The 22,335-nt window shown below is 68.7% G+C and carries 20 protein-coding genes and 4 pseudogenes; 18 read left to right on the forward strand and 6 right to left on the reverse strand.

What is annotated here, in order from left to right; all coding sequences use genetic code 11:
• The 11 genes and pseudogenes from J7E89_RS34315 to J7E89_RS34355 form a co-directional block, all read left to right on the forward strand.
• Window positions 1-443, forward strand: a pseudogene (locus J7E89_RS34315) (hypothetical protein); the annotation flags it as partial.
• Window positions 440-862: pseudogene (locus tag J7E89_RS42525) on the forward strand (TniQ family protein); the annotation flags it as partial. The pseudogenes J7E89_RS34315 and J7E89_RS42525, both read left to right, overlap by 4 nt.
• A 267-nt stretch (window positions 863-1,129) precedes the next feature.
• Window positions 1,130-1,669 (forward strand): hypothetical protein, encoded by a 540-nt coding sequence (locus tag J7E89_RS41405; protein WP_251061471.1) that lies wholly within the window; start codon window positions 1,130-1,132, stop codon window positions 1,667-1,669.
• Window positions 1,670-1,671: 2 nt separating this feature from the next.
• Window positions 1,672-2,115 (forward strand): annotated as a pseudogene (locus tag J7E89_RS41410) (TniQ family protein); the annotation flags it as partial.
• 216 nt (window positions 2,116-2,331) lie between these two features.
• Window positions 2,332-2,841, forward strand: a complete 510-nt coding sequence (locus J7E89_RS41415) for a hypothetical protein (protein ID WP_251061478.1) — start codon at window positions 2,332-2,334, stop codon at window positions 2,839-2,841.
• A gap of 336 nt (window positions 2,842-3,177) precedes the next feature.
• Complete coding sequence (locus tag J7E89_RS34330) at window positions 3,178-4,647, forward strand: dsDNA nuclease domain-containing protein (RefSeq protein WP_308315696.1); 1,470 nt, start codon at window positions 3,178-3,180, stop codon at window positions 4,645-4,647.
• A complete protein-coding gene (locus tag J7E89_RS34335) occupies window positions 4,644-5,216 on the forward strand; it encodes a hypothetical protein (protein ID WP_214979360.1) in 573 nt (190 codons plus the stop codon). Before J7E89_RS34330 ends, J7E89_RS34335 begins: the two co-directional genes overlap by 4 nt.
• A 1-nt stretch (window position 5,217) precedes the next feature.
• Window positions 5,218-7,155 (forward strand): ATP-binding protein, encoded by a 1,938-nt coding sequence (locus J7E89_RS34340; protein WP_214979362.1) that lies wholly within the window; start codon window positions 5,218-5,220, stop codon window positions 7,153-7,155.
• A gap of 236 nt (window positions 7,156-7,391) precedes the next feature.
• Window positions 7,392-7,826, forward strand: coding sequence for a helix-turn-helix domain-containing protein (locus J7E89_RS34345; RefSeq protein ID WP_214979363.1), 435 nt, complete (start codon window positions 7,392-7,394; stop codon window positions 7,824-7,826).
• A gap of 25 nt (window positions 7,827-7,851) precedes the next feature.
• Window positions 7,852-8,427, forward strand: coding sequence for a hypothetical protein (locus J7E89_RS34350; protein ID WP_214979365.1), 576 nt, complete (start codon window positions 7,852-7,854; stop codon window positions 8,425-8,427).
• 100 nt (window positions 8,428-8,527) lie between these two features.
• On the forward strand, window positions 8,528-8,875 hold the full coding sequence (locus tag J7E89_RS34355) for a DUF2516 family protein (protein WP_214979405.1): 348 nt from the start codon (window positions 8,528-8,530) through the stop codon (window positions 8,873-8,875).
• Between the two features lie 37 nt (window positions 8,876-8,912).
• Here J7E89_RS34355 and J7E89_RS34360 read toward each other — a convergent pair whose 3' ends face one another.
• The 3 genes from J7E89_RS34360 to J7E89_RS34370 form a co-directional block, all read right to left on the reverse strand.
• A complete protein-coding gene (locus J7E89_RS34360) occupies window positions 8,913-10,253 on the reverse strand; it encodes a PP2C family protein-serine/threonine phosphatase (RefSeq protein WP_214979367.1) in 1,341 nt (446 codons plus the stop codon).
• Between the two features lie 314 nt (window positions 10,254-10,567).
• On the reverse strand, window positions 10,568-11,617 hold the full coding sequence (locus J7E89_RS34365; RefSeq protein ID WP_214979369.1) for an NlpC/P60 family protein: 1,050 nt from the start codon (window positions 11,615-11,617) through the stop codon (window positions 10,568-10,570).
• A gap of 195 nt (window positions 11,618-11,812) precedes the next feature.
• Window positions 11,813-12,619, reverse strand: a complete 807-nt coding sequence (locus J7E89_RS34370) for a class I SAM-dependent methyltransferase (RefSeq protein WP_214979371.1) — start codon at window positions 12,617-12,619, stop codon at window positions 11,813-11,815.
• Window positions 12,620-12,787: 168 nt separating this feature from the next.
• On the opposite strand from J7E89_RS34370, the gene mshA reads away from it, so the two are divergent.
• From mshA to J7E89_RS34385, 3 genes and pseudogenes are all read left to right on the forward strand, one after another.
• Window positions 12,788-14,134: a D-inositol-3-phosphate glycosyltransferase gene (gene mshA / locus J7E89_RS34375; RefSeq protein ID WP_214979373.1), complete on the forward strand. Its 1,347-nt coding sequence runs from the start codon at window positions 12,788-12,790 to the stop codon at window positions 14,132-14,134.
• Window positions 14,127-14,630 carry a YbjN domain-containing protein gene (locus J7E89_RS34380; RefSeq protein WP_214979375.1) on the forward strand — a complete coding sequence of 168 codons (504 nt, stop codon included), beginning with the start codon at window positions 14,127-14,129 and terminating at the stop codon, window positions 14,628-14,630. The genes mshA and J7E89_RS34380 overlap by 8 nt, the downstream gene beginning before the upstream one ends.
• Before the next feature lie 153 nt (window positions 14,631-14,783).
• Window positions 14,784-16,467: pseudogene (locus J7E89_RS34385) on the forward strand (glycosyl hydrolase family 28-related protein).
• On the opposite strand, the gene J7E89_RS34390 reads toward J7E89_RS34385, so the two are convergent.
• Window positions 16,457-17,743: an MFS transporter gene (locus J7E89_RS34390; protein ID WP_251061473.1), complete on the reverse strand. Its 1,287-nt coding sequence runs from the start codon at window positions 17,741-17,743 to the stop codon at window positions 16,457-16,459. The pseudogene J7E89_RS34385 and the gene J7E89_RS34390 overlap by 11 nt on opposite strands.
• A 154-nt stretch (window positions 17,744-17,897) precedes the next feature.
• Here J7E89_RS34390 and J7E89_RS34395 point away from each other — a divergent pair, with 154 nt between their 5' ends.
• Both J7E89_RS34395 and J7E89_RS34400 read left to right on the forward strand, forming a co-directional pair.
• Window positions 17,898-18,659: a phosphoglyceromutase gene (locus J7E89_RS34395; protein ID WP_214979379.1), complete on the forward strand. Its 762-nt coding sequence runs from the start codon at window positions 17,898-17,900 to the stop codon at window positions 18,657-18,659.
• Between the two features lie 96 nt (window positions 18,660-18,755).
• Window positions 18,756-19,058: a hypothetical protein gene (locus tag J7E89_RS34400; RefSeq protein WP_214979380.1), complete on the forward strand. Its 303-nt coding sequence runs from the start codon at window positions 18,756-18,758 to the stop codon at window positions 19,056-19,058.
• A gap of 90 nt (window positions 19,059-19,148) precedes the next feature.
• Here the strand turns inward: J7E89_RS34400 and J7E89_RS34405 are convergent, their stop codons facing one another.
• A complete protein-coding gene (locus J7E89_RS34405; protein ID WP_214979382.1) occupies window positions 19,149-19,310 on the reverse strand; it encodes a hypothetical protein in 162 nt (53 codons plus the stop codon).
• Between the two features lie 109 nt (window positions 19,311-19,419).
• On the reverse strand, window positions 19,420-20,115 hold the full coding sequence (gene phoU, locus J7E89_RS34410) for a phosphate signaling complex protein PhoU (protein ID WP_214979384.1): 696 nt from the start codon (window positions 20,113-20,115) through the stop codon (window positions 19,420-19,422).
• A 187-nt stretch (window positions 20,116-20,302) separates the two neighbouring features.
• On the opposite strand from phoU, the gene J7E89_RS34415 reads away from it, so the two are divergent.
• Complete coding sequence (locus tag J7E89_RS34415) at window positions 20,303-21,574, forward strand: cell wall metabolism sensor histidine kinase WalK (RefSeq protein ID WP_214979386.1); 1,272 nt, start codon at window positions 20,303-20,305, stop codon at window positions 21,572-21,574.
• Window positions 21,571-22,251, forward strand: coding sequence for a response regulator transcription factor (locus tag J7E89_RS34420; RefSeq protein ID WP_214979389.1), 681 nt, complete (start codon window positions 21,571-21,573; stop codon window positions 22,249-22,251). Before J7E89_RS34415 ends, J7E89_RS34420 begins: the two co-directional genes overlap by 4 nt.
• Window positions 22,252-22,335: the final 84 nt, after the last annotated feature.

Here is a 22,335-nt window from a genome sequence, read left to right on the forward strand (position 1 = left end):
AGATCTTCAGCGGCCTTCTAGTCGACCTTGACCTGTTCGACTACAGCAGCGACGCTGGCATCACGGCGTTCGTGGCGCACATTGCTGGCATGGAGAACCAGATCCGGCTCTTCCACGCCGGACCGGGCACGCTGTCCGAAGGCGAGATGCCCGAGTACCTCTACCGCCGGACGCATGGCATCGTCGGCCTCCTGCGGCGCTTGGTCGAGGACGGCCTGGTCAAATCCATGGAGAGTGGCCTGGAGGACCTGACGATCGACCTCCTCGACGAGATCACCATCAACCTGGGAAACGTCCCAGGGAAAGACGACGGACGGGACGCCGGAGCCGGCGAGATCCCCGACATCGACACCTCTCCAAAACGGAAACCGGGCCCGAAGCCCAGGAAGGGCCGCAACAGCGTCTACGACGACCGAGGCACCCCTCCGGCGGCTGAAGCATGACCCGCCGCCCCCTGTCACGCAGCCTTGACCCGCTCGATGACGAGACCCTCGTCGGCTTCCTACTCCGCCTCGCTCTTCACAACGGCACGACCCCGGCTCAAATCGCTGATCGTATGGGGTTGATGGACGCGACGGACGACACGCCCGGCGTCGTTTCGCCTTGGCTGCTCGCGGACATGGACAAGCCACGTCTCGTCCGGGCAGCACGTGCGGCACACCTGACTGTGCCGGAGGCCAGCAAGCTGCTGCTCGCCCCCATGGGGCACCGATACGGCCTCGTGAGCAGCCGATATCAGCCGTGGACCAGCCCACAACAGTTGGGCCGCCCCAACCGCTGGCTATTTATGCGGACTTCGCAGTACTGCCCGCCATGCCTCGTGGGTGACGACGATCCGCTGGGACGCCTGTACGGAGGTGCCTGGAAGCGGACCTGGCGGTTGCCGATGGTCTTCGCGTGTTCGCGACACCAGCAACTCCTGAGCCGTACCTGTCCCGAGTGCCGAACCCCTGGCCAATTCGCCCCCAACGGCCTGATCGCTCGCCCAAGCACGGTAGATCTTCATCCAGCCCAGTGCCGAGCCACGTCTCCCGCCTCGCGAACGGGCAGCGTACGACGCTCGGTCTGCGGGACCGACCTTGCGCGTATCCGCTCTCCTCGCCAGCCGGGAGACGCTGACTCCCTCGGTGTGCTGCTGGCCCTCCAGCAACGCCTCGACGCGGTGTTGTCAGCCGATGGGCCACAGAAAATCAACAGCTGCGGCCAACTCGTTCCGGTCGCCCAATACTTCATTGACCTGCGTGTCGTTGCCACCCTGGTCCTGGCCACTTGGCCAGAGGCCAGCGGCTTCGCAGCGACACCCACCCTGGCCCAGGTCATCGGGCAAGAGGCAGAGCAGCGACTGCGCTACAGCCGACGCCGCGCGTCAGGCGTGTCGAAAAGACCGTACGGGATCAACTCGCTCCTCTCGCCTATGGAATCCCCCCTGACTATGGGCGCGGTACTGACGATCGCTGAACGCATGCTTGATGGCCGCGAGAAGCGGTGGACGCGGATGGTCGTACGCCCCCTCTACGACAGCGCCCTGATGCTGCACCGGGACACCTTCCGGAAACTCGCCCGCCTTTCCGGCACGTCCTCTGCGTTGCAGGAAGTTCTTGGAGCGGCGAAGGAGACAACGGACAGTTCGAACCCCGAGATCTACATTCGCGGCCCGCGAAACGGCTGACCATGCGCCCCCTGCCGCGCAGCCTCGACCCGTTGCCCGACGAGACCCTCACCGGATTCGTACTCCGGCTCGCCCACAGGCTGGGTACGACACCCGGAGAGATCGCCATCCGTACCGGCTTGCCCTCCCGTCTCCCTCTGGGCTTCCTGTACCACTTGGACTACGAACACCTCACGGGTTTCGCTCACGCCACACAGCTGACGCCCGCCGAAGTCAGCAGCATGCTGCTCGCCCCGTTCGGAGAGCGCTACGGGCCGCTGAACCCCGCGCTTACCCCACGCCGCACCCCAGCACGGATGATTTACGACAACCCATGGGTCCTGACCCGCTCCACGCGCTACTGCCCGCACTGTCTCGCTGGGGACGGTACCGCTATCCAGGATCTCCACGGTGGCGCCTGGAGACGGTTGTGGCGTCTCCCCGTGACCTTCCTTTGCCTCCGGCATCAACGCCTTCTCCAGCGCCAATGCCCCGGCTGCGCAACACCCGCCCAGTTCGCCCCCGCAGCAAACGCCATCGCGCGCCCGTGCGATCAGACACTTCACCCATGGCAGTGCCGCTTCACCACGAGGCATACACCACTGCAGCAGCCCGGAACAGCCTGCGCAGCCGACCTGACCCGGCTCGATACGCCTCCCGCAGCACCACCCGATGCAGCAACCATGACCGTGCTCTCACAACTCCAGCGACAGCTCATTGACCTGCTTGCTGCCGACGGCCCCGAGTCCACGATGAGCGCTGGCGCACCGGTCCCCGTCCCTCACTACTTCGCCGACCTGCGCGCCACGGTCGCCATGATTTTCAGGTCCTGGCCCGTCGCCCGCGAGTGCGCCAGCACACTCAGGCTGGCCGCCACCATCGACGAGGAGCACGCCTACCGCGTTGCGCAGGCCGACCCTCTGCTCAACACGCCGGGCAAGAAGAAGACCTCCAAGCCTTACACCACACCGCCCATAGAGTGCCTCGCCACCGGCGCGGCACTCGACATCGCAGCGAATCTGCTCGACACACACGATCCGGGAGACGCCCGGCGTCGGTTGGCCCCGCTTGTTCAACGACTGAGGGAGACCGACCTCGCACTGAGCACCTGGCTTCGCCGACCATCTTGGATCTCGGCCTCGCTGAGAGAAGCGGTCATGGATCTTCCGGCGGGCAGAAAGGCTGCAGCGTGATCGCTCACCCGGTAAAGCATCACGCCGTGCTCGATCGGCTGCGGCGTCCCCACATCCATGGCTCCATCATCTCCTGCCGTGAACGGGAGCCGGTTGTGGGATTCGGGGGCGGCAGAGCCACGTCCTCCCGCTTCTCCGCCTGGGCAGAGGAGGGAGAGCTTGGCTGTGAATCGCTTGGAAACTGTCTGCGACCTCACCGAGCTGTCACTGTTTCCCTGCCTCTGACGGCTTCTGAATCTGCCCTGGTGAGCGCCCGTCGTCCTCTGCCGAGGCGAGTGTACGAAAGTCTGATTGCGCATCAGGTTGACACGGACTGTCACACGTTGGTGTTGGAGTGTGATACAGGTAGGGATCTTCAATTCCGGTGTCGGGATGGAAGCGGCGGGGGGACGTGCCCTGATGCAGGGCCGCGGATCGGGGGCGTCGATGGTCGATACGGCGGGCATGGGCGTTGGGGCCGAAGGCGTCAGAGCGCCCGCTGAGCCGGACGGTCCGGACGGTTCAGCGCACGCAATCTTCGAACTGGCCCCCGAGGAAGACAGTGGCTCGGACACGCTGGGTCGTTACCGGTACCAGGCAGAGGTGGCCGCACGGGACTGTCTCGCCATGCTGACGCAGGACGCCATCGACTTCGTCGTCTGCGAGTGGCATGAAGACTTCGTCGTAGCGTGGGCCGACGGATCAGTAGAACTGGTATCGGTCAAACATCGTGAAGAGAACCAAGGCACATGGTCGCTCACGGAGTTGTGCAAGAGCGGCGGCCTAACCCACCTCTTCGACCGCTGGTGCGCGTGTGAATGTGCCGCCAATGTCCGTCTCAGACTGGCGACGAACGCGGCACTGAGTCCGATCAAGGGTAATGCCGGTACGCTGGCTCGGATGTGCGGCCCGGAGCCGGAACTCACGGTCGGGCTGACCGCCATGGCAGAGACAATCGCCCGCCAGATGCTCAAAGTCCGCTGGAAACAGCCCTACCCCAACGTCCCGGACACCCCCCAGGTGCGCAAGCTCGCGGACATCCAGATGCCAACGGGGTTCGTGGACAAGGTCGGGCGTTTCCTCGCGGTGCTGGAGATCTCCTGCGAGCCAGCCCAGCGCGAACACATCACCGATGTCAACATTCAACGGCTTCTGGTGCCTGCCGTCGAGCAAATGCAGCTGGCACATGTAGACCTTGAGAACACCTACCGGGGCATCGTGGATCGGATCGAGCGCGCCAACCGTGATGAGAGCGACCGCAGCCAACTTGCTGTTTACATCGCTGACCCGAGCCGCGTGCGCCACAGCACGCGGATGCAGCAGCGCATCGGCCGGCGCAGAATCACCCGTGAGATCATCCGCCAGGAGATCGCCTACACGACGGTTCAGCTGCCCACATTCCCTCGCGGCCAGGCGCCTGTGGTGGCACCAGGAGGGGTCAAGCTCAGCCGCAAGCTGCGCCGGGGCCTGGTGCCCTCGGACGAGGCGGCGTTCGCCGAACGGCTCCGCTCAGCGTGGTACACGACCTGGTCCGAGCGCCGCTCTGGCCTGGCCGGGGACGAAACCGACCTTATGAACTTGTCCATGGACGTGCTGGAGATGGCTTTCGAGTGCCGACGCCATGCGCGCGCGCAGGCCGCCGAGGGCAGGGAGTTCGGCAACAGGATGAACGACCTGTTGGCTGAGAAGCTGAAGGTCGACGCTCTGCCCTCGCTACCGCCGTTCCTGCTCAATAACCTGCACCTGCGGGGGCTGGCTTACCAGTTGTGCGATGAGTGCCTCTTCTTCTTCTCCGAGCCTTTCGACGCGGATGGGGAAGCCTCATGACCCACAGCGCCGACTTTGAGACCGCCGTGGCGCGCATGCGGACTCAGCGGCGGCAGGCCGAGCAACGCGAGGTCCACTACCACGAGGCGCGAATCCTCCTGCTCATCTCGCAGTTCACCACCCCCAAAGGGGGGCTCGCTGGTCTGACTAAACTCGCCAAACTCGACTTTCTGCTGCGCTATCCAGCGATGCTGGAACGTCTTCTGCCCGCCGGCGAGGCATCGTGGCCGGTAGGAACCGCCCCAACCTCACCCGAGCGCCTCGCGGTCGAAAGCCGCATGACCCGCTACAAGTACGGGCCCTGGGACCAGCGCTACTACAGCATCCTCGGCTCACTCGCCGCCCGCGGCCTGATCACCTACAGCGACAGTGCCAGGGCCGAATTCCGCGCCACACCGCAGGGCGCGGCCGCCGCGGCCTCTCTTGCCGCAACACCGGAATGGTCCATCGTCGCCAGCCGGATCAAGCTGCTCAAGCGGCATTTCAACAAGTCAGGATCGGCCTTGAAGAACCTTATCTACGACCGTCTGCCCGACGCTGTCGACCGGCCCTGGCGGACGGAGATCTGACATGGCCGTCCACTTGCGCATCGTCTCTTTGACCGTCACGACCGCCGAGGCGGAACAGACCTACCGCTTCGACCGCCCGGCCACCGTGATCACCGGCCCCATCGGCACTGGCAAGTCGAGTCTGCTGATGCTCTTCAAACACGTCCTCGGCGGTAGCGCCATGCTCACCCCGGCGGTCCGCGACCACGTCCTGTCGGTCAAGGCAGAGGTCGTGGCCGGCGACGAACGCGTCGTCCTCAGGCGGACCATTGAGGGAGACACCGCTGACACCGTGGATCTCCTCGACGCGCACTCCCTCGCCCTGGAGCGCACCCTGCCTCTGCGGGCCTCGGAAGGCGTCACCACGCTCTCCGACCATCTGCTGGACGCGCTCGGTTTCCCGCGCGAACAGGTCGCCGCACGGCGAGAAGGAGCCGCGCGGCCGCAGAACCTCACCTTCAACGACCTGTACGCCTATGTCTACCTCCAGGCTCGCGAGATCGACCGCCAGGTTGTCGGCCACCTGGACAGCTGGTTTGAGACCAAGCGCAGAGAGCTCTTCCGCCTGATGTTCGGGCTCACCGACAGCGTGCTCATGGAGCTTAAGCGGACCAGGAACCAGCTCTTGGACAAGCTGAAGGCCAGAACCGCCGAGCACGACAACGTCAGCTCCTTCCTGGCGGCTTCCGACCCGCGCAGCGACGACGAACTGCGGGCCGAACTCACTCAGCTGCGCGACACCCTGGAGCGGGCCGAGTCCGCCTTGGCCAGTCTCCGCACCGAACTCGAGGAACAGACCGCCGCCGGCTCCGCGCTGCGAGACGAGCTGCAGAACGCCATCCGCGCCGCCCGGCAGACCGAAGAAGAAGTGTCAGCGGCTGCGGATCTCGTGGAGGCGCGGCATGCCGTCGTCGCTCAGGTGCAGCTCGACCTCTCCCGTCTCGCACGGTCAGCCACGGCCATCGACCAGCTCTCCCCCTTCGAGTTCGTCGTCTGCCCGCGGTGTATGCAGTCGCTGGCGGCCAGTGCCGTCGAGGACGGCCACTGCCTCGTCTGTCTCCAACCCGAACCCGTCGAGGCAGACATCGACCCGGCAGCCATCGACGAGACGCGCACGGCCCTGCAGCAGCAGCTCGAGGACGCACAACGCATTCAGCAGTCGGACGAGGCGCACCTGCAGACCGCCCGGGAGCGGTCGCAGCAACTCAGCTTCGCTGTCACCAGCCTGCGCCGGGAGCTCGACGCTCAGACCCGTGATGCGGTCGCCCCGCGCTTTGACGCCATCGCCGAGGCCAGCTCCCGCGTCGCCGCGCTCAAGGCCAGCATTGATGCCATCACCCAGCTGCGCGAATCCTGGGCACGGGTGCGCACCATCGACGCGGACATCCGCTCGCTCAAAGCCGACCGCCGACAGGTCAACAAGGACATCAAGGAGAAGTCCGAGCAGCTCAAGGCCAGCCAAACTCTGCTCGGCGACCTCAGCACCGAGTTCAGCCGACTGCTCACCGGCTGGAACCTGCCTTGGGTCGAAACGGCCGGCATCGACCGCGACACCTACCTACCGGTCGTCAACGGACGGTCCTTCGAGAGCCTGCAGGCCTCCGGCGGAGGCATCGCCACCTCCGTCAACCTCGCCTATAGCCTCACGCTCCTCGCCTTCGGACTCGACCACTCCGACGTCCTCGTCCCGTCGCTCCTCGTGATCGATTCACCGCGCAAGGCCTTCGGTAACAACGCCTCCGACCGGCAACGCGCGGTCGAGATCTACAGTCGCTTCAGGACCCTGGCTGACGCATACGGCGAGCGCCTGCAACTGATCATCGCCGACAACGACCCCCCACCCATCACCAGCGACTCCTTCGGCAGGGTGGAATTCGACTACGAGAACCCCATGGTGCCCGGCGTGGATCATCCCGGCCCTGATCAGGTCACTCGCATCGAAAGCCAATCGGAGAGCTAGTCGCGCAGTGCCCGCCACCGCGGATGCCCCTGAACCCGCGGCGGACGCAGGGGAGGGGTCCGACGGGACGCCCCCAGGGCGGCGTTCGGACACCCTGGGTTGGGCGCGTTGGTACGACAGTTGTCCTGCAAATGCGACACCTATCGTGCTCAGGCTCAGCAGGGTGTCGGCGACACGGAAAAACTATTGCAAGCAGGCGCTTGCAATAGTTAGCGCCGATGGCGCACACTCGGGACATGGCATCACTCAACGTCGGCAATCTCGGCGAGTATCTGCGCGAGCAGCGGCGCAACGCGCAGCTGTCGCTGCGGCAGCTCGCCGACGCCGCCGGGGTGTCCAATCCGTACCTCAGTCAGATCGAGCGCGGCCTGCGCAAGCCGAGCGCGGAGATCCTGCAGCAGCTTGCGAAGGCGCTGCGGATCTCCGCCGAGACGCTGTACGTCCAGGCCGGGATCCTCGACGAGCGGGAGCGCGAGGAGCTGGAGACGCGTGCCGTCATCCTCGCCGACCGGTCGATCAATGAGCGGCAGAAGCAGGTGCTGCTGCAGATCTACGAGTCGTTCCGCAAGGAGAACGTAACGGACGCTGAAACGGACGTCACGACGGACGCCTCTGCTGACGGCCCCCGCACGGCCGACGGCAGTGATGCCGGTACATCACCCTCACAGTGAACTGAGATCCGGGAGGACCACAGTCATGGCCATCACCGATGACCTGCGTAAGACCCTCACCGACCCGACTCCCCTCTACTTCGCGGCCGGCACCGCGGACCTCGCCGTACAGCAGGCGAAGAAGGTGCCGGCGCTGATCGAGCAGCTGCGCTCCGAGGCGCCGGCGCGTATCGACGCCGTGCGCAACACCGACCCCAAGGCCGTCCAGGAGAAGGTGACCAGCCGGGCCAAGGAGGCTCAGGCCACCGTCCAGGCGAAGGTCACGGAGGTGCTCGGCACGCTCGACACCGACGTGAAGAAGCTGGGCGAGCAGGCCCAGGACCTGGCGCTGCGGAGCGTGGGCGTGGCGGCCGAGTACGCGGTCAAGGCGCGCGAGGCGTACGAGAAGGTCGCCGAGCACGGCGAGCAGAGCGTGAGGGCGTGGCGAGGCGAAGCGGCCGAGGAGATCAACGAGATCGCCGTCGCCGTGGAGCCCGGCCCGGAGCCGGAGAAGAAGGCGGACGAGCCGAAGACGGCCGAGGCCAAGGCCGCTCCGGCGAAGAAGACGCCTGCCGCCCGCAAGGCGCCGGCGAAGAAGACCACGCCGGCCGCCGAGAAGTGAGGTAGCACGGGCGCGCGCCGGGCACCTTTATGGGTGTCCGGCGCGTTGTCCGGGTACCTTGGCCGCGAGGCGCTCATCCACTCTCTAGGCGGTGTACAGCATGTTGCTCCAGGGATTCGGCACTCTGTTGTCGTTGCTCAACCTCGCCATGCTCGTCCTCGCCGTGGTGGCGCTGTTCTTCGCCGCGACGGCCCGCGAGGACGCGTACCGCGCCACCGACAAGCAGACCAAGGTCTTCTGGCTCGTCCTTCTGGGCGTAACGGTCGCCGTGAATCTGTTCATCCCGATGCTGTTCCTGCAGATCGCCGGTCTGGTCGCGACCATCGTCTTCATGGTCGACGTACGGCCCGCGATCAAGCAGGTCTCGGGTGGCGGCGGCGGTGGCGGCCGCAAGGGCGGCGGCAGCAGCAGCGACGGTCCGTACGGGCCGTACAACGGCGGGCGTTAGACGTCTCGCCGGACGTCAGCGGCCGCGGCGGCGCTGCTCAGCCGCGGTCCAGGAGCAGCAGCGCCACGTCGTCGGTCAGTTCGCCGCCGTTGAGGTCCCGTGCCTCGTTGACCGCGGCCTCCAGCAGGGCCTCGCCGGTGAGCCCGGCCGTCAGCTGCCGGTTGATCATCTCGACCATCCCGTCCTGACCGAGCCGCTGCTTCGACCCGGGCGGGCCGACGCGGCCCTCGATCAGGCCGTCCGTGTACATCATGAGGCTCCAGGCGCCGCCCAGTTCTACCTGCCGGCGCGACCATCGGGCTCGCGGCAGCAGGCCGAGCGCGGGGCCCCCGTCCTCGTACGGAAGAAGCTGCGCGGCCCTGCCCTGGCGGGCTATCAGCGGTGACGGGTGGCCGGCCAGGCACAGCCCGGCCCGCCGTCCGTCCGGCGCGATGTCGACCGTGCAGAGCGTCGCGAAGATCTCCTCGCTCTCCCGCTCGTGCTCCAGGACCTGCTGGAGCGTGGAGAGCAGCTCGTCGCCGCACAGTCCGGCGAACGTCAGGGCCCGCCACGCGATGCGCAGCTCGACGCCGAGGGCGGCCTCGTCCGGGCCGTGGCCGCAGACGTCGCCGATCATCGCGTGGACCGTGCCGTCGGAGGTGCGGACGGTGTCGTAGAAGTCCCCGCCGAGGAGGGCGCGCGAGCGCCCCGGCCGGTAGCGGGAGGCGAAGCGCAGGTTCGAGCCCTCCAGCAGCGGCGTGGGCAGCAGACCGCGCTCCAGGCGGGCGTTCTCCTGGGCGCGCAGCCGCGACTCGGCCAGCTTGTGCTGTGCGGTGTCGGCGCGCTTGCGCTCGACCGCGTACCGGATGGCGCGGCTGAGCTGGCGCCCGTCGAGCTCGTCGCGGAAGAGGAAGTCCTGGGCGCCGACGCGCACCGCCTCGGCGGCCCGCTCGGCGTCTGCCTCGGCGGTCAGCGCCAGGACGGCGTGCCGGGGCGCGAGGCGCAGCACGTGCCGCAGCGTGGCCAGCTCGTCGCCGTCCTCGCCGGAGGGGGCGGGCAGGGCCAGGTCCAGCAGGATGCAGTGCACGTCGTCCGTGAGCAGCCGCTCGGCCTCGGTGAGGTTGCGGGCGGTGCGGATACGGACACGGGTGCCGGCGGTGTCGAGCAGCGACGGGACGGTGAACGTCCCCGCCGGATCGTCCTCGATCACCAGCAGGGTGAGGTCGGTGCTGTTCGCGGACACGACGGGGGCGGCCGGGGCGGCGGGGGCCGTGGCTGCCGGGGATGCTGTGGCTGCTGCGGACTCCATGCTGCTCCCGACCTGCTGTTTCGGCAGGACGGCGGCCTGACCGTTTTCCACGGCCGGACTCACACGCTGCCGCGGTACGGGTACGGGCATCGGTTCGGTTCCTTCCCTCCCCCCGAGGGTGCGGCGGCACGACGATCGACGTTCCGCCAAACGGGGACCATAGCGTTACCCGGCGCCTCAACGGAATGCCGTTCGAAAAGCCGCCGGGGTCATATTGCCGCTTCCCGCAACGCATCCGGCGTGATCGGCGGGGTGCCGGGCCATGACGAACATCACGCCCCGGATCACCCGTACAGCCGCCTGCGCCACACTCGCGACACCGCCTGCGACACCGCTCGCGACCTGATCTTGTCCGCCCCGCCCGCCGGCCGGCCTGCCCGCCGGTCCGCCCGGCAGGTCCGGATTTACTTGTCCGGACGTACGACGCCCAGAATCGGCATCGAGCCGGCCCCCGTGATCGTCACGTCCCGGCCGGGACGGGGCGCATGCACCATCGCGCCGTCGCCCACGTACATCCCGATGTGGCTGGCGTCGTCGAAGTAGACGATCAGGTCGCCGGGCCGTATGTCCTTCATGGCGACGCGCGGCAACTGCTTCCACTGCTCCTGCGACGTGCGCGGTATGCCGCGTCCGCCCGCGAGCCACGCCTGCGACGTCAGCCCCGAGCAGTCGAAGGAACCCGGGCCCTCGGCGCCCCAGACGTACGGCTTGCCGATCTGCGCCGTGGCGTACGCGACAGCCGCCTCGCCGCCCTTCGTCGCCTTGTTGCCGACGTCCTTGAGCGCGCCGGAGTCGAGCCAGGCGGTCTGCGCTTCGTACGCCGCGTCCTGCTCCATCTTGAGGAGCCGCTCGCGCTCCTCCTTCTCCAGCGTCGCCTCGAGCTTCTCGGCGGCGGCGAGCTGTTTCTTGATCTCCTTCTTCGCCGCTTCCTTCTTCTTGCGGCTGGACTCCAGCTTCGTCCACTGGGCGGTCGCGTCCTGGGTGTACGCCTCCAAGTCCGCCTGGGTCCGGGACAGTTCGCCCAGCAGACCCTTGGCCGCCTGCTGGCCCTCGCGGATCCGGCCCGCCCCGTCCAGGAAGAGCTGGGGGTCGCCGCTGAGCATCATCTGCGCCTCGGGGGGCAGGCCGCCGCTGCGGTACTGGGCGCGCGCCTCGGCCCCGGCCTTGCTCTTCAGCTCGTCGATCCGCTGCTGCCCCTTGACGATCTCCTTGGCCAGCGCCACGATCTCGGACGACTGCTTGTCGGCGCGCTCCTCGGCCAGGTTGTACGCGTCCGTGGCCGCCCCGGCCTTTCGGTAGAGGGCGTCGATCTCGCCGCGCACCTCCTGGAGGCGCTGCTCACTCCTGGCAGGCTTGGGATCGGCGTACGCCTGCCCGGGTGCGGCCAGCACGGTCAAGGCAGTCGAGGCACAGATCAGCGCGATCGCGGTCGCGGCGCTGCGACGTCGGTTCACAAGCTCCCCCGGATCCCAGATCCCACATCACATGTCCCGCATGTGATTTACCGTCAGTAACTTAGGTGCGCTGCGGTGATGCTGCCATGCCGTCCGTGAAAACGACAGAGGCCCCCGCCCACAGGTTTTCTGACGAACGGGCAGCTCGTCATGTTCCCCTCAGCAGCCACTCATTCGGGAAGACCCGCAACGGTTTCAGCCGGTGCGCGGCTGGAGAGCGGCCCAGTTCACCGTCACTTCACCCTGCCGCCACCGCCGCTCCCCGTCCGCCAGCGGCCAGTCGGCCGAGAGATCGCGCACGGCCTTGATCCAGCGCTGCCGGGCACCGAGTGAGGCGTACGGAGCGGCCGCCGCCCACGCCCGGTCGAAGTCCCGCAGGAAGGCGTGCACGGGCTCGCCCGGCACATTGCGGTGGATGAGCGCCTTCGGCAGCCGCTCCGCGAGATCGGAAGGACGCTCCAGCGACCCCAGCCGGGTCGCGAAGGTGACCGTCCGCGGCCCCTCCGCCCCCAGTGCGACCCACACATGCCGCCGCCCGATCTCGTCGCACGTCCCCTCCACCAGCACCCCCCCGGGCGCCAGCCGCGCGCACAGCCGCTCCCAGACCGCGGCGACCTCCCCCTCGTCGTACTGGCGCAGCACATTCGCCGCCCGGATCAGGGCGGGGCGGCGGCTGTCGGGCAGGGGTACTTCGAAGCCGCCGTGCCGGAAGGCGAGACCCGCCCGCTCGTACGGCTTCGCTGCGGCCACCCGCGCCGGTTCGATCTCGATGCCCACGACCTCGGCGGCGGGCGCGGCGGTGCGCAGCCGGCCGAGCAGCTCGACGGCGGTCCAGGGCGCGGCCCCGTACCCGAGGTCGACCGCGACGGGGTCACCGCTGCGGCGCAGCTCAGGGCCGTGCGCGGCGGCGATCCAGCGGTCCATGCGGCGCAGACGGTTCGGGTTGGTCGTCCCGCGGGTGACGGCGCCGACGGGGCGCGAGGGGGATGTGCGGGAGGCCATGAAGCGAGGGTAAGCGCCCGCTGGGGCTCGTAAAGGTTGAGTCACTGAAGTAATGATTTGGTAAAGCGGAAATTGGAGGGAGGCATTCCGCTGTTTGGGCTGAACGGAGGGCCACACCCGCGCCCTCTGTGCGCCATGTCATGCCCCCGAGCGATGAGGACCGCCGACGTGAGCCAGTACGTCTCCCGACTCGCCGGCACACTGGCGACCCCGCCCCGCCTCCGGCTGCCCGGCGGCCACCACCGCAAGCCCCGCCGGATCGCCATGCTCAGCGTCCACACCTCTCCGCTGCACCAGCCGGGGACGGGCGACGCGGGCGGCATGAACGTCTACATCGTCGAGCTCGCCAAGCGCCTCGCCGCCATCAACATCGAGGTCGAGATCTTCACCCGGGCGACCACCGGCGGCCTGCCTCCCAGCGTCGAGCTGTCGCCCGGCGTGCTGGTCCGCCACATCGACGCGGGCCCGTACGAGGGCCTGGCCAAGGAGGAGCTGCCCGCACAGCTCTGCGCCTTCACGCACGGCGTGATGCAGGCCTGGGCCGGCCAGCGCCCCGGCTATTACGACCTCGTCCACTCCCACTACTGGCTCTCGGGCCACGTCGGCTGGCTCGCCGCCGAACGCTGGGGCGCGCCCCTCGTCCACGCCATGCACACCATGGCGAAGGTCAAGAACGCCGCGCTGGCGGAGGGCGACACCCCCGAACCGGCCGCGCGCGTCATCGGCGAGACGCAGATCGTACGGGCGGCGGACCGCCTCATCGCCAACACGGCGAAGGAGGCCGACGAACTGGCCCGCTTCTACGAGGCCGACCCGGGCAAGCTCGCCGTCGTACACCCCGGCGTGAACCTGGAACGCTTCCGTCCGGCCGACGGGCGGGCGGCGGCCCGCGCACGCCTGGACCTCCCCCAGGACGCGATCATTCCGCTCTTCGCCGGCCGCATCCAGCCGCTCAAGGCCCCGGACATCCTGCTGCGCGCGGTCGCGGTGCTCCTCGACGAGGACCCGTCGCTGCGCTCGAAGCTCGTCGTGCCGGTCGTCGGCGGACCGAGCGGCAGCGGCCTCGCCAAGCCGGAGGGCCTGCAGAAGCTGGCCGCCAGGCTGGGCATCGCCGACGTCGTACGCTTCCGGCCGCCGGTCAGCCAGGACCGCCTGGCGGACTGGTTCCGGGCGGCATCGGTCCTCGTCATGCCGTCGTACAGCGAATCCTTCGGCCTGGTCGCGATAGAGGCGCAGGCGTCGGGGACACCGGTGGTGGCGGCCGCGGTGGGCGGCCTGCCGGTCGCGGTGCGGGACGGCCGGACCGGCATCCTGGTCGAGGGCCACGATCCGGCCGGATACGCCCGTGCGCTGCGGCGCTTCATCGACGAGCCGGGCCTGGTGGACCGCATGGGCGCGGCGGCCGCCCGCCACGCGCAGTCGTTCGGCTGGGACACGGCCGCGTCCGGCACGGCCGACGTATACCTGGCCGCGATGCACGAACACCGCCGTCGCGTACGCTCGCACCATGGCTGACGTACCGCACCAGGTCACCGAGACGCTGGAGCAGACGCTGAAGGACGCGGAGCTCGAGTGGGAGAGCCCTGAACCCGGCTCGTACGTGGTGAAACTCCCCGGCACGCGCAAGCTGTCCACGACGTGTTCTTTGATCGTCGGCAAGCACTCGCTGTCCATCAACGCCTTCGTGATCCGCCACCCGGACGAGAACGACGCGGCGGTGCACCGCTGGCTGCTGGAGCGCAATCTGCGCCTGTACGGGGTGAGTTACGCGATCGACAGCCTCGGCGACATCTACCTGGCAGGGAAGCTTCCGCTGTCGGCAGTGACTCCGGACGAGCTGGACCGCCTGCTGGGGAGTGTCCTGGAGGCGGCGGACGGCAGCTTCAACACCCTGCTGGAGCTGGGCTTCGCGAGCGCGATCCGCAGGGAGTACGCGTGGCGGGTGTCGCGCGGCGAGCCGACCAGAAACCTGGACGCGTTCACGCACCTGACCCAGCGGCCTTCCGACTGACCGGCGGTCCGCCGGCCTCGTCAGTCCTCAGTACGCAGTCCTCGTAGGCGCAGCCGTTGTCGCCGGATCGGTCGCACCCACCCCCTTCCCCGCGCACTCCCTCCGTGGCATGCTCACCGCCCACGCGTATCTGAATTCCGTTCACATACATACATGGAAGCGGGTATCGGCATGGGTATCGGTCAACGCGCCATCAGCAGACGCGCCTTGCTCGCCAGCGCGATAGCCGTCGCCGTGGCAGGCAATGCCACCCCCGCGTTCAGCACCGGTCGGCAGGCGTCCCCCACCCTGTGGCGGGAGTTCGCCGCCGCGCCGTACACCCACCCCCAGATCCCGTACGTCGGCCGAGCCGGAGCCCGCGCCGGGGCAACCCGCTTCCCCCGCCGCCCCTTCGTCGCCAACGTCCTCCACTACGGCGCCAAGCCCGACGGCTCCGCCGACGCCGCCCCCGCCATCAACCGCGCCCTCGCGGCCGCCGGAGCCCGTGGCGGCGGCACCGTCCTCGTCCCGCCCGGCACGTACCGCATCGACGACGTCATCCGAATCGGCCACAGCAACGTCGTCCTGCGCGGCGCCGGCAGCGCCCGCACGAAGCTGCTCGCGACAAAGAACCTCACCGAGCTCATCGGCCCCTACGGCAGCCGTTACGGCGGCGACAAGTCCTCCTGGTCGTGGGCCGGCGGCCTCATCTGGCTCTGCCCGCAGGAGCGTTACGAGTCCCTGACCACCGCCATCAAGGCCAAGGCCTGGCCCTTCGAGGGCTGGACCGGCAACAAGCGCGACCAATGGCAGACCCTCGCCACCGTCGCACCAGCCAGGCGCGGCGACCGGACGCTCACCGTCCACAACCCGGCCACCCCGCTGCGGCCCGGCCAACTCGTCCTCGTCCGCCTCGCCGACGACCCCGCCCACCCTCCTGGCGCACATCGCGGGCGACAGCCCCGGCGCCCACACGTACACCTGGGACGACAAGACCAAGCTGACCAGCTACGTCCCGTACGAATGGCCCGTACGCGTCACCCGCGTCACCGGCACCACGATCACCCTCGAACGCCCCCTGCCCCTCGACATCCGCCCCGAATGGGACCCGAGAATCACCACCCCCGTCACCCCGCTCACCGGCTCCGGCGTCGAAGGCCTCACCCTCGAAGCGGTCGAGACCCCGCAGTCCCCGCACCTTCTCGACAAGGGCTACAACGGCGTCACTTTCCAGTGCGCGTACGACTGCTGGGCCGACGACATCACCGTCCGCCACGTCGACAACGGCTTCGGTCTCGTCGCCGCCTCCGCCTGTACGCTCCGCCGCACCCGCGTCGAAGGCCGCGGCTCCCACCATCCGTACTTCTGCCGCGAGGGCTCCCACGACAACCTCGTCGAGGACTTCACCATCGCGCAGCGCACCACGCCCGCACCCGCCGGCACCCAGCTCCACGGCATCAACGTCGAGGGCCTGTCGAGCTACAACGTCTGGTCGCGCGGCGTCATGCACATGGGCACCTTCGACACCCACCGCGGGATGCCGTTCGCCAATGTCCGCACCGAGATCACGGTCAACAACAACGGCCGACACGGCGGCGACGCATCCGCCGGCCCCCTCTACGGCGCACGCTTCACCCACTGGAACGTGACCGTCACCAACGCCCGCGCCGGCCTCGTCAAGATCGACACCATCGCCCCGTACAGCGCGACCGTGGGCATCAGCGAGGTCAGGGAGTTCGACCAGAGCGACGTCCCCGACTTCGCGGGCCCCCTGCACTCACGCCTGGAGGCGTACGGCGCCCCCACTTCCGTACGCCCGTCCAACCTCTACGAGGCGCAACGAGCCCTCAGCCGCTGACCTTCTCCCCGTCGGCCTCAGGAGCCGGGACGGGAGCAACAGCCGCCGCCGTCTCCGACGCCTCCGAGTCGGCCAGCACCCGCCGCAGCCGCGTCGCGTACCCCGCCGCCGCCACGCAGCCGATGACCCCGCACCCGATCCACAGCACGTCCGGCCCGGGCCCGTCCACGATCCAGCCCGCCAGGATCGGCGCGAGGAAACCGGCCAGCGCCCAGGACATGCCCATCACGCCCTGGTACCGCCCCCGCGCGTGCTCCGGCGCCAGCCGCGCGGTGGCGGCGGCGTTGGTCGGCACGTGCACCATCTCGCCGAGCGTCCACACCACCACGGTCACCGCGAACAGCAGCGGCGTCCCGGCCAGCGCGGTCGCCCCGGTCCCGGCGGCGAACAGCAGCGCGGAGACGGTGAGAAGCGCGGCCGGCGACCGCCGGTCGGTGATCTTGTTGACGAGCAGCTGGAAGCCGACTATCACCACACCGTTGACCGCGATGACCATGCCGTACGCACTCGGCTCCAGCCCCTCGCCGGCCATGGTCAGCGGCAGGCCGACCCACGGCGCGGTGAAGATGAGGCAGACGAGCAGGTTGAGCAGCACCAGCGTCCGGAAGGGCGCGTCCCGCAGCACCTCCAGCAGGCTCACCTTCGCCTCGGCGACCGCTTCCTCGCCCTTGACGACGGGCGGGACAACCGGCCGGGTCTCCGGCAGTCTCAAGAAGACGATGATCGCGCACAGAACAGTGGCCGCCGCGTCCACCAGGAACAGCGTCCGGTAGCCGAAGACGATCGCCGCACCGCCGCCGAGTGCGGCTATGGCGAAGCCGAGGTTGAGTGCCCAGTAGTTCAGGGCGTACGCGCGCCGCCGTTCGTGCTCCGGCACCATGTCGGCGATGGTCGCGCCGATCGCCGGGCGTACCGCCTGCATGGCGACACCCATCAGCAGCACCACCACCGCGACGCCGACCGCGCTGGTCACCACGGCGAGCGCGGCCGCGCCCGCCGCCGTACCCAGGTGCCCGGCGATCATCGTGGGCCGCCGTCCCCACCGGTCGGTGAGCATCCCGCCGAGCGGCGAACCTGCCACCCCGCCGAGCCCGTGCAGCGCGATGACGAGCCCCGCGTACCAGGCCGAGTAACCCAGCTCCTGCGTCAGATACAGCGACAGGAACGTAAGCACGAAGGCCCCGGTGCGATTCACCAGCGTCGAGGTCCACAGCCACCAGAAACCGTCGGGGAGCCCCGACACCGTCTCCTTCGCGGCACGTCTGAGCGTGGCCATGGACATACGTAATCCCCCCAGGGACCTTCGGCGGCGGCGGTGGACGCCTGTAAGCGGCTGATGCGGTATCCGCAAGTTACAAGCGAGAGTGGTCCGGAGCCACTCAATTGACGCGAGCCGTCAACCGTCCGAGGCGTCCATTAGTCTCGTACGCATGGCCGACGCACCGTACAAGCTGATCCTCCTCCGTCACGGCGAGAGCGAATGGAACGCGAAGAACCTGTTCACCGGATGGGTGGACGTCAACCTCACCGAGAAGGGCGAGAAGGAGGCGGTGCGCGGCGGTGAGCTGCTCGTCGAAGCCGGCCTGCTCCCCGACGTCCTCCACACCTCGCTCCAGAAGCGCGCCATCCGCACGGCCCAGCTCTCGCTGGAGGCCGCGGACCGCCACTGGATCCCCGTCCACCGCTCCTGGCGCCTGAACGAGCGCCACTACGGCGCCCTCCAGGGCAAGGACAAGGCGCAGACGCTCGCCGAGTTCGGCGAGGAGCAGTTCATGCTCTGGCGCCGTTCGTACGACACCCCGCCGCCGGTCCTCGAAGACGGCACGACGTACTCGCAGTCCGACGACCCGCGCTACGCGACGATCCCGAGCGAGCTGCGCCCGCGCACCGAGTGCCTCAAGGACGTCGTCGAGCGCATGCTGCCGTACTGGTACGACGGCATCGTCCCGGACCTGCTCGCCGGCCGCACCGTCCTGGTCGCCGCCCACGGCAACTCGCTGCGCGGCCTGGTGAAGCACCTCGACGGCATCTCCGACGAGGAGATCACCGGCCTGAACATCCCCACCGGCATCCCGCTCTACTACGAGCTCGACGCCGACTTCCGCCCCGTCACCAAGGGCGGCACGTACCTCGACCCGGAGGCCGCGAAGGCCGCCATCGAGGCCGTGAAGAACCAGGGCAAGAAGAAGTAACACGCAGGGTTTCGAGCCCCCTGGCGCGGACTTTCCGCGGCGGGGGGCTCGTGCTGTGTGACGTGAAGGTTCCTGACGAAGAGGCGAGCGCACGATATGAGCGACACCCTGCTGACCACATTGGCCACGGCCATGGCGCAGTTGGTCACAGCCATCGACCTGACGGACGAGGACGACGTCGATCCGGATCTGGCGACGACCTGGTTCGAAGACGTCGCCGACCACCTCGGCAGGCTCTCTGCCGAGGACCGTCACCGGCTCGCGGCGCTCTTCAGGGAGGCGGCCATGGAGGAGACGCGGCCCGAGTTCCGGGAGGCGATGCTGGAGGTGCCGGAGAACTTCGGCCTTGAGGACGACGACGACGATGACGAGCGTGAGTACGACGACGACGCGGCGTAAGCAGGCCAAGTCGGGTCAAGCCGGGTCAAGTCGGTACGGAAAGGGCCCCGTCCTCAGCGGACGGGGCCCTTTCCGTACTCACCGGTCGCCCTAGCCGCAGCAGCCGCCGCACTGGCACGGCGCGCCCGACTGGCAGCCGCAGCCGCAGCCTGACCCGCACCCGCAGGCGCCGAGGACGGGCAGCGCGAGACGGTGGTGGACCACTTCAACCGGCGGTTCCTGCTGGGAGTTGGGCGTGTGGGAATCGGCCATGGGGATCCTCCTCGAAGGCGCACGTGGCGTACTCCTGCTGCCCATTGGATGCCCACTCCGGCGGGCGCATCAACGGCGCACACGCGCAATGCTCCGATTATTACTGGGGCTACTCGCCCTGCGCGGGTGGCGTCGCCGCCGCGGCGGCCGCTGCCTGGAGCTCGTCCGCGTGCTCACCCGTCACCAGGTACACCACGCGCTTCGCCACCGAGACCGCGTGGTCGGCGAACCGCTCGTAGTAACGGCCGAGCAGCGTGACGTCGACCGCCGTCTCGATGCCGTGCTTCCAGCGGTCGTCCATCAGGTGCTGGAACAGCGTGCGGTGCAGCAGGTCCATCTCGTCGTCGTCGTGCTCGAGCTGGAGCGCGAGGTCGACGTCCTTCGTGGTGATGACCTCCGCCGCCTTCGCCATCAGGCGCTGCGCGAGCTGCCCCATCTCCAGCATGGTCGCGTGCAGGTCGTGCGGTACGGCCGAGGCCGGGAAACGCAGCCGGGCGAGCTTCGCCACGTGCTGGGCGAGGTCGCCCGAACGCTCCAGGTCGGCGCTCATCCGCAGCGAGGTGACGACGATCCGCAGGTCCGTCGCGACCGGCTGCTGGCGGGCCAGCAGGGCTATCGCGCGCGCCTCCAGCTCGTGCTGGAGATCGTCGACCTTCTGGTCGGCGGCAATCACGCTCTCGGCGAGCTTGAGGTCCGCGTCGAGCATGGATGTGGTGGCCCGCCCGATCGCGGACCCGACGAGCCGGGCCATCTCGACCAGGGCTTCACCGATCGAGTCAAGTTCCTCGTGGTACGCGTCGCGCATGAAAGTCCCTCTCTTGTCTTTCTTGAGGCCTCTGAACCCCACGCTCCCACGTTCTGTCCGTTACGCGTCCGATTCCGGCACCCCAAGTGAACCAGCCCCATCCCCTCGATGAACTCTGAGCGACGAGTGTTCGAGCGGCCACCCATTTGGCTGGGGGAGTGTCGTAGCCCCCGCTTAACCTGGGTGCATGGACGTGAACGCGGCAGTCGCCGCAGCAGCAGCGATCGCCGGTCTGCTGACCGGTGTGATCGCCGTGCTGACGTTCCGCTGGAGCGAGCGTGAGCAGGCCAGGCCCACCAGGTCCTCCATGCGCCCCGACATCAACGCGGTGCTGCCGCCGGGCGTCGACACCGTGCTGTCCGTGCTCCGCTCCTCCGCCGTCGTACTGGACGAGAGCGACAGCGTCGTCAAGGCCAGCTCGGCGGCGTACGCCCTCGGGCTGGTCCGGGGCGGAAAGCTGGCCGTGGACCCGATGCTCCACATGGCTCGCGACACCCGCAGGGACGGCGAGATACGCCAGGTCGAACTGGACCTTCCGCGTCGCGGCACCGGCCGCGGCGAGGCGCTGGCGGTCTCCGCCCGCGTCGCCCCGCTCGGCTCGCGCCTCGTGCTGCTCCTGGTGGAGGACCTCACCGAGGCCCGCCGCATCGAAGCGGTACGGCGCGACTTCGTCGCGAATGTCAGCCATGAGCTCAAGACTCCTACCGGTGCGCTCTCGCTGCTCTCCGAGGCCGTCATGGACGCCTCGGACGATCCCGAGGCGGTTACCCGTTTCGCGGGCCGCATGCAGATCGAGGCGACCCGCCTCACCAATCTGGTCCAAGAGCTCATTGATCTTTCCCGCGTCCAGAACGACGACCCGCTGGAGGACGCCGAACCGGTCCGCGTCGACGAACTGGTCGCCGAGGCCATGGACCGCAGCCGCCACGCCGCGTCCACCAAGAACATCACGATGGCGTCGGGCGGCACGGAGGGCCTGCACGTCTGGGGCAACCGCGGCCAGCTCGCCGCCGCCCTCGGCAATCTCGTCGAGAACGCCGTCAACTACAGCCCGGCCCGCACCCGCGTCGGCATAGCGGGCCGCCGGATCTCCGCCCCCGGCGGGGACCTGATCGAGATAGCCGTCACCGACCAGGGCATAGGCATCTCCGAGAAGGACCGCGAGCGCGTCTTCGAGCGCTTCTACCGCGTCGACCCGGCCCGCTCCAGGGCCACCGGAGGCACGGGCCTCGGCCTGGCCATCGTCAAGCACGTGGCCGCCTCGCACGGCGGGGAGGTCACGGTGTGGAGCTCCGAGGGACAGGGCTCCACCTTCACCCTGCGACTGCCCGAGGCAGCCGCAGCACGCGACCGGTCATCGGTCGCGCGCCCGGACGGCGTCGATGAGTCCCCGCACGACGCCGGCCCGTACGAGACCACTGATCGCGAACCCATTCCTGCCCCGGAGGTCCTTCCGTGACCCGAGTGCTCGTCGTCGAGGATGAGGAATCCTTCAGCGACGCCCTGTCCTACATGCTCCGCAAAGAGGGCTTCGAGGTCGCCATCGCGGCCACCGGCCCCGACGGACTCGACGAGTTCGAGCGCAACGGCGCCGACCTCGTCCTGCTGGACCTGATGCTCCCCGGCCTGCCGGGAACCGAGGTCTGCCGTCAGCTGCGCAGCCATTCCAATGTTCCGGTCATCATGGTGACCGCCAAGGACAGTGAGATCGACAAGGTCGTGGGTCTGGAGATAGGAGCCGACGACTACGTCACCAAGCCCTTCTCCTCGCGGGAGCTGGTCGCACGCATCCGCGCGGTCCTGCGCCGCCGCGGAGAGCCGGAAGAGGTCACCCCGGCGGCCCTGGAGGCCGGCCCGGTGCGTATGGACGTAGACCGTCACGTGGTCACGGTCAGCGGCGGCAAGGTCGATCTCCCGCTGAAGGAATTCGACCTCCTGGAGATGCTGCTGCGCAACGCGGGCAGGGTCCTCACCCGCATGCAGCTGATCGACCGCGTCTGGGGCGCGGACTACGTGGGCGACACCAAGACCCTCGACGTCCACGTGAAGCGCCTCAGAGCCAAGATCGAACCGGACCCGGGCGCGCCGAGGTACCTGGTGACGGTGCGGGGCCTGGGCTACAAGTTCGAGCCGTAAACCGAAGTCTGCTCATGTTGATGGGGGCGCCCCGCCGGTACGGACCGGCGGGGCGCCCCCATCAACATGCTGTGCAGGTACGGG

Origin of the sequence: Streptomyces sp. ISL-100 (assembly GCF_018614615.1) — a bacterium.
Taxonomy (GTDB): Bacteria; Actinomycetota; Actinomycetes; order Streptomycetales; family Streptomycetaceae; genus Streptomyces.

Excerpts from the sequence above, each read along its gene's own strand:
- J7E89_RS34370 (WP_214979371.1), bottom strand. The coding sequence starts at position 12,619 with ATGGCCTCCCGCACATCCCCCTCGCGCCCCGTCGGCGCCGTCACCCGC.
- J7E89_RS34400 (WP_214979380.1), top strand. The coding sequence starts at position 18,756 with ATGAGCGACACCCTGCTGACCACATTGGCCACGGCCATGGCGCAGTTG.
- J7E89_RS34340 (WP_214979362.1), top strand. The coding sequence starts at position 5,218 with ATGGCCGTCCACTTGCGCATCGTCTCTTTGACCGTCACGACCGCCGAG.
- J7E89_RS34355 (WP_214979405.1), top strand. The coding sequence starts at position 8,528 with ATGTTGCTCCAGGGATTCGGCACTCTGTTGTCGTTGCTCAACCTCGCC.
- J7E89_RS34415 (WP_214979386.1), top strand. The coding sequence starts at position 20,303 with ATGGACGTGAACGCGGCAGTCGCCGCAGCAGCAGCGATCGCCGGTCTG.
- J7E89_RS34350 (WP_214979365.1), top strand. The coding sequence starts at position 7,852 with ATGGCCATCACCGATGACCTGCGTAAGACCCTCACCGACCCGACTCCC.
- J7E89_RS34345 (WP_214979363.1), top strand. The coding sequence starts at position 7,392 with ATGGCATCACTCAACGTCGGCAATCTCGGCGAGTATCTGCGCGAGCAG.
- J7E89_RS34335 (WP_214979360.1), top strand. The coding sequence starts at position 4,644 with ATGACCCACAGCGCCGACTTTGAGACCGCCGTGGCGCGCATGCGGACT.
- J7E89_RS34405 (WP_214979382.1), bottom strand. The coding sequence starts at position 19,310 with ATGGCCGATTCCCACACGCCCAACTCCCAGCAGGAACCGCCGGTTGAA.
- J7E89_RS41415 (WP_251061478.1), top strand. The coding sequence starts at position 2,332 with ATGACCGTGCTCTCACAACTCCAGCGACAGCTCATTGACCTGCTTGCT.
- J7E89_RS34380 (WP_214979375.1), top strand. The coding sequence starts at position 14,127 with ATGGCTGACGTACCGCACCAGGTCACCGAGACGCTGGAGCAGACGCTG.
- J7E89_RS34390 (WP_251061473.1), bottom strand. The coding sequence starts at position 17,743 with ATGGCCACGCTCAGACGTGCCGCGAAGGAGACGGTGTCGGGGCTCCCC.
- J7E89_RS34395 (WP_214979379.1), top strand. The coding sequence starts at position 17,898 with ATGGCCGACGCACCGTACAAGCTGATCCTCCTCCGTCACGGCGAGAGC.
- J7E89_RS34360 (WP_214979367.1), bottom strand. The coding sequence starts at position 10,253 with ATGCCCGTACCCGTACCGCGGCAGCGTGTGAGTCCGGCCGTGGAAAAC.
- phoU (WP_214979384.1), bottom strand. The coding sequence starts at position 20,115 with ATGCGCGACGCGTACCACGAGGAACTTGACTCGATCGGTGAAGCCCTG.